Raw genomic sequence first — 4710 nt, forward strand, 5'->3', positions numbered from 1 at the left:
CTTCCTCAACGCCGCCGTCCTCGCCGAGACCGACCTCCCCCCGCACGACCTCCTCGCCCTGCTCAAGCGCATCGAGCACGACCTCGGGCGCCGCCCGGGCCGCCGCTGGGGTCCCCGCCCCATCGACCTCGACATCCTCTTCTACGGCGACCTCCGCCTCGACGCGGAGGACCTCACCATCCCCCACCCGCGCATCGCCGAGCGCGCCTTCGTCCTCGCGCCCCTCGCCGAAGTTCTCCCTGGTCCCCTGCCCGTCCTTGGCCAAACAGCCGCCGACCTCCTCGCCCAAACCGGCCTGCAGGGCGCCGTTCGCCGCTTCCCGCTCTGACCGCTGGCCGTGACGCTATCCCTCGATCTCGGCGCCCTCGGGGACCACCACCAGCCGCGCAAAGCCCCGCACCAGGAACGACCCGCCCCGCACCGCCTCGGCCACCCGGTACCGCCCGAAGCGGGCCAGCACCTCCCGCACCGCCTCGGAGAGCTCCGCCCGCGCGAGGGGCGCCCCGAGGCAGAAGTGGGACCCCACCCCGAAGCTCAGGTGCCGGCGCTCGGGCCGCTCCAGCCGGAACTCGCCCGGCGCCTCGAACCGCTCCGGGTCCCGGTTGGCTGCTCCAACCATCACCAGCACCTGCTGTCCGGCCCGGATGCGCCGCCCGCCGAGCTCCGTCTCACTCACGGCGAAGCGGGGAACCGCGTGGGTCGGGCTGTCCCACCGCAGCGCCTCTTCCACGGCTTCGCCAGCCAGCAAGGGATGCTGCAGCACCGCTTCCCGCGCTTCGGGGAACCGCGCGAGCGCCTCGAGCGCCGTCCCCAGCGCCATCGCCGTGGGGATATTCCCGGCCAGCGCAATGTGGACCGCCAGCATAACCGCCTCCTCCGGGGTCACCTCGCCCCCATCGACCGCCTGCCCAATCGTCCCCAGCAGCGTGTCTCCATCCGCGTCCGCCAGCAGCCCCAGAAGGAACCGCCCGGCCGCAACGGCCTCCTCCGCGGCTCCCGGCGCATCGAGCCCATCCACCCGCGCCCGCATCACCGCGTTCGCTGCCGCAAAGTACGCCGGCCCCTGTTCGCGCGGCACCCCGAACTGCGCCAGCGCTGTCAGCACCGCCAGCGGCCTTGCCAGCCCCTCCATCACCTCGAGCGGTGCTCCCGGGCGCACGCCCTCCAGCAGCTCGCGGACCAGTCCGGCCGCCATCTCGCGCCGGGCGGCCACTGCCCGCGCCGAGAACGCCCGGTTCACCACCGCGCGCAGGCGGGCGTGCTCCGCCCCGTCCGCGTGCCCCAGGATTGCAGCCCCTCCGAACGGCATCGCCCGGCGGTGCGCTGCCACCCGTCTCCCCAGCTCCGCGCCCTCCCGCTCCGGGTCCGCCGAGAAGCGTTCCGTGTCCTGCAGCACCGCCGCGCAGTCCGCCTGGCGCACTACCACCCACGCCCCGAGCGCTGTGCTCCAGTGGACCGGCTCTTCCCGCCGCAGCCGCTCCAGCGAAGGGTAGGGGTCCTCCGCGTACCCCCTTCGCGCCGGGTCGAAAAACGCCACCGCAACAGTCTAGGCGACGGCGATAGTTGACGACTACAAAATGGTTATTCAGCCAAAAAGAGAGGCGGGCGGCCCTCCCTCCACGGACCGCCCGCCCCCGGGACCTGTCGCGCCGCCACGGCGGTGCGGCGGCCCCTCCCCTGGAGCGGCGTTCCCTCCGCGGAGGATACGCCGGCAGCCCCGCCGCGGGATCTCCCGTCCCCTCCCCGCGCAATCCGAATCCCGGCTGCCCCAAATAGGGGAATCCCGCATCGTCAGTCCGGCCACCCCCGTCCTACCGTGAACCCGTGGACCGTATTCACCGGGATTCCCACCCCGCCGACCCCAACGCCGTCCTCGGCCGCCTCCTGAGGCCGGCTTACGCCCTCCCGGCGGCTGTCGTCATCGCCGCGCTCCTCCTCGCCTTCGTCATCCAGCCGGGCGGGACCCCCTCCCACGCCGGCCAGGACGTGCGCACCACCGCCATCCCGGCGGAGCCATCGGCCACCCCGACCCCCCTGCAGCCGACCCCGACGCCGACCGTCGCCCCGGAGACCCTGGTGACCGGCGTCGCCGGGGCCCGCGCCACCCCTGAGCCCTCCCCGACCGTCGACCCCGCGCTCCTCGAGCAGCCCACCCAGTGCGGCACCCTCCGCGAGACAATCACCGCGCTCGCCGTCGAGCAGACCATCTCCGGCATCTCCGTAAAAGCCACCCGCGCGGCCGTCTACCCCATCGACTACTTCGCCTGCATCCTCATGGCCACCGGAGGCAGCGAAGCCGTCTCCCTCGCCGCCGCCGTCCGCAAGCAGGAAACCGCCGGCATGACGCACCTCGTCCTGGTCGACCTCTGGGTCGCCAACAGCTCTCGCCAGTTCGGGCAGGTCAACCTCCGCACCGCATTGCTGGCTGCCGCTGGCCAGGTCTTCCCGGCCGTCGCCACCCTCGGCGGCCGCTCTGAAGTCGTCATCTCCTCCGGCCAGGGCCGCCAGCTCACCATCGCCGTCGCTGTCCGCAACACCGTTGGCGAAACCATCGGCCCCATGACGCTCGTGATCGAACCGCCGCTCTCCGCCGGCACCCCCGTCGCCGGCCGCTACCAGCTCTTCCTGCCCACCCCCTGACCCCTTCCCCGGAGCCCGGCCCTGCCCCATCCTTGGGAGCCATGGCCACCTACGACGACATCTCCATTGGCGATTCCGCCACCTTCTCCAAGACCATCACCGAAACCGACGTCTACCTCTTCGCCGGCATCACCGGCGACCTGAACCCCGCCCACGTCGATGCTGTCGCTGCGGGGCAGGGCATGTTCAAGCAGCGCATCGCCCATGGCATCCTGAGCGGCTCGCTCATCTCCACCGTCCTCGCGATGCGGCTCCCCGGCCCCGGCACCATCTATGTCAGCCAGACCTTCAACTTCCGGGCGCCTGTCTACTTCGGCGATACCCTCACCGCCCGCGTCGAGGCCATCGAAAAGCTCGAACAGCGCCGCTGGGTCAAGTTCCGCACCACCGTCGCCAACCAGGACGGTAAGACGGTCGTCGAAGGCGAAGCGGTCGTTATCCCGCCTTCGGCCTGAACTCCTCCGCCGCGGCCCCTGCGCTCAGCGCCGCGTGCCGGGCTTCAGCGGCAGTCAGCGACCGTTCCGGCCGGCGCGCGAGCCACGCCAGGGCCGTCGCCTCGTCGAACACCACCGTTGCCCGCCGCCGCAGCCCGGCGTACCGGACGATCCGCTGCACCGCCGGCGCCTGCCTCGGCTGGGCCACCACCGCCAGCCGCAGGGGCTCGTGCGCGCCGTGTCCCAGCAGCGCCGCGATCACCATCCACTGCCCCGGCGCCCGCTCCACCTCCCGCACGTCGGCCAGCACCTCCGTGATCGCCCCGGCCTCGGCCAGCGCCAGCCCCTGCGAGACCATGCGCATCGCTTCCTCGGCCGTCAGCCGGCCCCACGCAGTCACCAGCAGGCGAGACTCGGGCGTCACCCGGATGCTGTACACGCGCGCAGCATGCCACAATTCCTCCCGCCACGCCCTCAGGGACTACCCTGATCGCGGTCAGCCGCCCCCCTGCCCCGCCCTCACCCCACAACCACCTCTGCCGCCACCCCGAAGTGGTCGCTCGCGAACAGCGTCGCGTCCCATGCCGCGGGTTCGGTCCCGACCAGCCACGCCGACTCCGCCCGCGCCCGGCCGCGCAGCCAGATATAGTCGAGGCACCCCGGCTCGCCATCAGTATCCATCCCCTCTGCCCGGATGCCCGATGGCCACGTCACCGCCGGCTCCTCGCCGTGTACCGCTGCGTACGCCGAAACGAATCCCGCCGCCGTCATCGCCCGGTAGGCCGGCTCGACCGGCCTGGCGTTGAAATCGCCCGCCGCCACCTCTGCATCCGCCCGCGGCGCCTCATTCAGCCAGGCGATAAGCCGCCGCGCCTGCTCCGCCCTCTCCTCAGACGCGCCAGGCGGGTGGTGCAGGTGCGTGTTCACGAACCACACCGCCAGCCCGCCGGGCAGCGCCACCAGCGCCCGCTGCGCCACCCGCCCGAGACCGAGTTCAACCACATCGTGCGCCAGCACCTCGCCCCGCGCGGCGATGATCGCGTTGCCAAACCCCGGAAACCGCGGGCTTTCAGCCGCCAGCTGCCGCGGGTGACCGCCCAGCGTGGCCGCCAGCAGGTCGTCCTGGCGCTCGCCGCGCAGCGCCACCTCCTGCAGCCCGCACAGCTCCGGCGCCAGCGCCCGAAACGCCTCCACCAGCACCGGGCGCCGCTCCGGCCAGCGGTCGGCAACGTTCCGCAGGTTCCACGTCGCGACCCGCAGGTGTAGCCCGCTCACGCCACTCCCGCCGCCCGTAGCGCCGCCACGATGCGTTCCCCCACCTCCGGGGGCGGGTCCATCTCGAACGTCATCACCGCCACGCCCTGCACCGCTCCAGAGTCCGCCAGCGCCGCCACCGTGTCCGCAAAAAACCCCCACGCCGCCTGCTCTGCGCCGGCGGCCAGCACGTCCCGCAGCCGCGCCGGCAGCTCCACCCCAATCCGCCGCGCCACCCGTTCACCCGCCTCCGCCGAGACCAGCGGCATCACCATCGCCACCACCGCCGTATCCGGCGCCTCGCTCCGGACTTCCGCCGCCGCCCGCTCCAGCGGACCGGCCTCGAACGTGGGCTGCGTCTGGATGTAGGTCGCCCCCGCCC

General features: G+C 72.9%; 7 protein-coding genes. 3 read left to right on the forward strand and 4 right to left on the reverse strand.

Translation table 11 applies throughout. The annotated features are described in order from the left end of the window. A partial coding sequence (folK, locus tag VAE46_RS06220; RefSeq protein ID WP_322796056.1) for a 2-amino-4-hydroxy-6-hydroxymethyldihydropteridine diphosphokinase occupies positions 1 to 328 on the forward strand: 328 nt, incomplete at its 5' end. A 15-nt stretch (positions 329 to 343) separates the two neighbouring features. Here the strand turns inward: folK and VAE46_RS06225 are convergent. Beyond that, the gene (locus VAE46_RS06225; protein WP_322796057.1) at positions 344 to 1537 is read right to left on the reverse strand and encodes a cytochrome P450; all 1194 of its coding nucleotides are present in this window, start codon (positions 1535 to 1537) and stop codon (positions 344 to 346) included. A 287-nt stretch (positions 1538 to 1824) separates the two neighbouring features. Here VAE46_RS06225 and VAE46_RS06230 point away from each other — a divergent pair, with 287 nt between their 5' ends. Together VAE46_RS06230 and VAE46_RS06235 are read left to right on the forward strand one after the other, a co-directional pair. Beyond that, the gene (locus VAE46_RS06230; protein ID WP_322796058.1) at positions 1825 to 2640 is read left to right on the forward strand and encodes a hypothetical protein; all 816 of its coding nucleotides are present in this window, start codon (positions 1825 to 1827) and stop codon (positions 2638 to 2640) included. A gap of 41 nt (positions 2641 to 2681) precedes the next feature. Next, positions 2682 to 3095 (forward strand): MaoC family dehydratase, encoded by a 414-nt coding sequence (locus VAE46_RS06235; RefSeq protein ID WP_322796059.1) that lies wholly within the window; start codon positions 2682 to 2684, stop codon positions 3093 to 3095. Here VAE46_RS06235 and VAE46_RS06240 read toward each other — a convergent pair. The 3 genes from VAE46_RS06240 to VAE46_RS06250 all read right to left on the reverse strand — a co-directional run. After that, positions 3076 to 3513 (reverse strand): hypothetical protein, encoded by a 438-nt coding sequence (locus tag VAE46_RS06240; RefSeq protein WP_322796060.1) that lies wholly within the window; start codon positions 3511 to 3513, stop codon positions 3076 to 3078. The genes VAE46_RS06235 and VAE46_RS06240 overlap by 20 nt on opposite strands. A gap of 80 nt (positions 3514 to 3593) precedes the next feature. Then, positions 3594 to 4349 (reverse strand): endonuclease/exonuclease/phosphatase family protein, encoded by a 756-nt coding sequence (locus VAE46_RS06245; protein ID WP_322796061.1) that lies wholly within the window; start codon positions 4347 to 4349, stop codon positions 3594 to 3596. After that, the coding region (locus tag VAE46_RS06250; RefSeq protein WP_322796062.1) for a methylenetetrahydrofolate reductase at positions 4346 to 4710 on the reverse strand (365 nt) is incomplete at its 5' end. The genes VAE46_RS06250 and VAE46_RS06245, both read right to left, overlap by 4 nt.

It is taken from the genome of Tepidiforma sp. (assembly GCF_034433535.1).
GTDB lineage: Bacteria > Chloroflexota > Dehalococcoidia > Tepidiformales > Tepidiformaceae > Tepidiforma.